Annotated in this window: 5 protein-coding genes and 2 tRNA genes; 3 read left to right on the top strand and 4 right to left on the bottom strand. The window is 43.2% G+C overall.

All coding sequences use genetic code 11. The features are described from left to right. The 4 genes from VMW01_10625 to VMW01_10610 form a co-directional block, all read right to left on the bottom strand. A partial coding sequence (locus tag VMW01_10625) for an aspartate aminotransferase family protein (protein HUW06702.1) occupies positions 1 to 954 on the bottom strand: 954 nt, incomplete at its 3' end. 8 nt (positions 955 to 962) lie between these two features. Beyond that, complete coding sequence (locus VMW01_10620) at positions 963 to 1,673, bottom strand: LytTR family DNA-binding domain-containing protein (protein ID HUW06701.1); 711 nt, start codon at positions 1,671 to 1,673, stop codon at positions 963 to 965. Between the two features lie 73 nt (positions 1,674 to 1,746). Then, entirely contained in the window at positions 1,747 to 2,421 is a 675-nt protein-coding gene (locus tag VMW01_10615; protein ID HUW06700.1) for an RNA methyltransferase, read from the bottom strand. Between the two features lie 74 nt (positions 2,422 to 2,495). Continuing rightward, entirely contained in the window at positions 2,496 to 2,768 is a 273-nt protein-coding gene (locus VMW01_10610) for an HU family DNA-binding protein (protein HUW06699.1), read from the bottom strand. A 255-nt stretch (positions 2,769 to 3,023) separates the two neighbouring features. Between VMW01_10610 and VMW01_10605 the strand changes: the two genes are divergently transcribed. From VMW01_10605 to VMW01_10595, 3 genes are all read left to right on the top strand, one after another. Further along, positions 3,024 to 3,113 (top strand) — tRNA-Ser (locus VMW01_10605). 40 nt (positions 3,114 to 3,153) lie between these two features. Next, a tRNA-Ser gene (locus VMW01_10600) sits at positions 3,154 to 3,243 on the top strand. Positions 3,244 to 3,280: 37 nt separating this feature from the next. Continuing rightward, a complete protein-coding gene (locus VMW01_10595; GenBank protein ID HUW06698.1) occupies positions 3,281 to 3,679 on the top strand; it encodes a GtrA family protein in 399 nt (132 codons plus the stop codon). Positions 3,680 to 3,879: the final 200 nt, after the last annotated feature.

Genomic DNA, 3,879 nt, shown 5'->3' with positions numbered 1-3,879 from the left:
CAAAAGCGACCGAAACACCATCTCCTTTTCATAAACTGATTCAACCAGGTTTTCCTCCAAGATGAATTGGAGGTTTGCCTTTGCCGCAGCACACGACACTGGGTGTCCGCCAAAGGTGGTAATGTGTCCAAGGATAGGATTGGTTTTGAGGCAGCCCATTATTTCGGCGCTTGATACAAAAGCACCCAGCGGCATACCTCCGCCCATGCCTTTGGCAATGGTCATCACATCGGGAACAACCCCAAATTTCTGGAAAGCAAACAGGTGGCCAGTACGGCCAAAACCAGTTTGAACCTCATCAAAAATTAGCAAGGCACCAACCTCGTTGCAGCGTTTCCGCAATGCAACAAGAAACTCCCTATTGGGTACTATGGCTCCAGCTTCGCCCTGAATTGGCTCCACTACCACCGCTGCGCTCCTAGTTGTTATTTGCTGAAGTTCTTCAATGCTATTGAATGACAGATGGCGAACATCGGGTAGCAGCGGACGGAAGGCATTCTTAAAACTCTCATCACCCATCATGCTGAGTGCCCCGTGAGTGCTCCCATGGTATGCTTTTTCAAAACCAATTAATTCAGTTCTACCGGTAAAGCGCTTTGCTAACTTCAACGCACCTTCGTTGGCCTCGCTTCCACTATTCACAAAGTAAACCTGCGATAGATTTTCAGGAAGTAGTTCTGTTAAAGCCACAGCATATTCAACCTGGGGGGCTTGAACATACTCGCCGTACACCATAAGGTGCAAATATTTCTCCGCTTGCTCTTGAATAGCCTTAACTACAGCAGGGTTGCAATGGCCTATGCTGCTAACAGATATGCCAGAAATAAGGTCAAGGTATGCCCTATCGTGGGTGTCATAAATATATACACCTTCAGCACGCTTGATTTCCAAACCCAACGGGCTATCGGAAGTCTGGGCAACGTGCTGCAAAAATAGTGATCGCAGCGAAATCATTTAGAAAATTATTTACTGATTAGCTTAAGCTCCTTTAAAAGTTTTTCGCGATAGGATTTCCCAATAGGAACAAGCTTCGATCCAGTTGCAAAGCGAAGAAGGATAGAATTATCCTCAATGCTCGAGATTTTCTTTACGTTAACAATAAACGACCTATGAACTCGCTTAAAAGTGGAGGCAGGAAGCTGACTCTCAATGGCCTTCATGGTAAAGTGAATGGTGTGCTTCTCCTTTCCAGTATTGACTACTACGTAGTTTTCGAGCGCTTCAACCCAAAGTATCTCGCTGAGCTTAAGCCTCACCAGCGAGCTGTTTTTCTTAATGAATATCTCATCATCCTCAACGGTAGGCTTGTTTCCCGAAGTGAATCGGTCGAACACCTTTGTTGCAGCCTTGTAAAACCGCGCATAAGATACCGGCTTTAAAAGATAATCGGTAACGTCATACTCGAAAGCTTCAAGCGCATATTTCTCTTTGGAGGAGACAATAATCACCTGAGGCGCAACCTTCAGAGTTTTCAGAAACTCAATTCCGGTCATTTCGGGCATCTCAATATCCAGGAAGATAAGCTGGATATCGTCACTTTTCTCAATACCTCTAATCGCATGTATAGCCGATGGAAACGACTTTACGAGGTTAAGGAACTCTGTCTTCTTCACATATTCCTCGATGATTCTGCTCGAAAGCTCATCATCATCAATAATTATACAGTTCAGCATCCCATAAAAGTTTTGCATCTCATACCCCTAAATTTACGCATTTTCGTCAAAAAAAATCGATTTAAGGAGAATTTTATTCCGATTTTGAAAGAAAATGTTGAATTAACGGTTCTGCATTTTTAACCGACTTCTTCATCCAGTTGACTAGTTGGATGTTGTACTCCTCCTCGGTAAGTTTCCAATTGAAACTTTTTTGGCTGCGGAGTTGCAACATGAGGTGATGAATTATAATTGCAGCGGCAACAGAAATGTTCATACTTTCGGCAAATCCGTAGATCGGAATTTTTAAAAACTCGTCTGCTTCCTGCATCAGTGTTGAGGAAATGCCAGAATGTTCAGTGCCAAAAAAAAGTGCAACCTTGCCTTTGCTGATATCAAAGTTCTCCAGTGCAACATCATGCTGATGAGGGGTTGTTGCAACAATCCGGTAGTTCTGGCTTCTTAGCTGGCGGATAAGACCCGAGGTGTGCTCCTGCTCTTCTCTGTAGTGGTGAATGTTCAGCCACTTATAGGTTCCCTTGGCAATTTGGGGGCTGGGACAAAACCGATTCTCCTTCTCCACGATATGAACATCGAGCAGCCCGAGGCAGTCACAGGTTCGAAGAACGGCACTTGCATTATGCGGATGGTAAATATCTTCGAGACAAACGGTGAGGTATTTTGTTCTATTACTTAGTACCTGCTTAAGAATTTCTTGCCGCTCCTCAGAGATAAACTGTGATAGGAAGCTTATAATAGCTGCGTCCATAAAGCCAATTTCGAGTAAAAATATCAAAAAAAAAGGGAGAACTCGACGTCTCCCTTGTAAAATGCATTCAGATGCTACTGAACAACATCATTTAATTCGCTACCAGATTTGAATTTAACCACCTTCTTAGCGCTGATCTTAATAGGAGCACCAGTTTTAGGGTTTCTTCCAGTCCTTGAGTTGCGGGTTGAAACGGAAAAAGAACCAAATCCAACCAAAGCAACACGATCACCCTTCTTAAGGGAGTCGGTGGTAGATTTTACGAAAGCATCCAAAGCCTTCTTTGCGTCAGCCTTTGTAAGGTTTGCCTCAGCAGCAATAGCATCAATAAGTTGTGCTTTGTTCATAACCAGTTAAATTTTAGGTTAGTAATTCTCGTTGGTCAAACAATCGTAGACAAATATAACGTTTTTCATAGCGTTTACAAATGTTTGAGGTTTTTTTTCTCTTTTTTTTTGATTTTCGTCATAATTTCTTGCGTATTTGCAAAACGCTGATAAGAAAAGACTTGATTGAGTCAACAAAATGGCATCAATTATTTGGCAATATTTGGTAGGCAACTCTTGGCTGAACAAAAAAAAACACTACTTTTGCCCACGCCTGGAGAAATGGCAGAGCGGTTGAATGCGGCGGTCTTGAAAACCGTTGTACTCGTGAGGGTACCGGGGGTTCGAATCCCTCTTTCTCCGCCATAAGGAAGGCTCAAGCCTTCCTTACTATTATTACTATTCTGGAGAGATGCCGGAGCGGTCGAACGGGGCGGTCTCGAAAACCGTTGTACTCGTTAGAGTACCGGGGGTTCGAATCCCTCTCTCTCCGCCACCAAAGCCCTTTCAAGGGCTTTTTTACTAATAAGGCTATGGAACAATTGGGACTTAATGCCGATGTAGTTGCAAAATTCCTAAAATTTGGGTTAGTTGGCATTTCCGGGCTATTCATCGATTTCGGAATCACCTTCCTCCTCCGAAACAAGCTCAAGATTCATCAGTATATAGCCAACGCAACCGGATTTATCACCGCCGCCTCCACCAACTACATTCTCAACCGGGTATACACCTTCCACAGCCATAACCCTCATATGCTAATGGAATACGGCAAGTTTATTGGTGTTTCCATTGTTGGACTGGGAATTAATACCTTTGTTCTTTGGCTACTTGTGAGCAAGGCTAATTGGAACTTCTACTTCGCCAAATTATTTGCCATTGGAGCCGCCACAATGTGGAACTTCATTATCAACTTAGCCATAACCTTCGTGTAGCAATCTCAAACAGCTACGCCCCTCATTTCTAAAAAGAAAAAGGGTGGTTCGTAAACCACCCTCATTATCCATTTTTTTGCAGAAATATTCTACTTCGATACCTTATAAATATATATGGTCTGATTTCTATTCGATTTACTCTGCTTGTATAGGAGCTTATCGAGGATGCTTGGCTCAACCACCGCCTCGAGTTTAAGCAG

Source organism: Williamwhitmania sp. (assembly GCA_035529935.1).
GTDB lineage: Bacteria > Bacteroidota > Bacteroidia > Bacteroidales > Williamwhitmaniaceae > Williamwhitmania.
Note: the sequence above shows the minus strand (reverse complement) of the source record. Positions and strands in the feature narration are given on the sequence as shown.

Excerpts from the sequence above, each read along its gene's own strand:
- VMW01_10610 (HUW06699.1), bottom strand. The coding sequence starts at position 2,768 with ATGAACAAAGCACAACTTATTGATGCTATTGCTGCTGAGGCAAACCTT.
- VMW01_10620 (HUW06701.1), bottom strand. The coding sequence starts at position 1,673 with ATGCTGAACTGTATAATTATTGATGATGATGAGCTTTCGAGCAGAATC.
- VMW01_10615 (HUW06700.1), bottom strand. The coding sequence starts at position 2,421 with ATGGACGCAGCTATTATAAGCTTCCTATCACAGTTTATCTCTGAGGAG.
- VMW01_10595 (HUW06698.1), top strand. The coding sequence starts at position 3,281 with ATGGAACAATTGGGACTTAATGCCGATGTAGTTGCAAAATTCCTAAAA.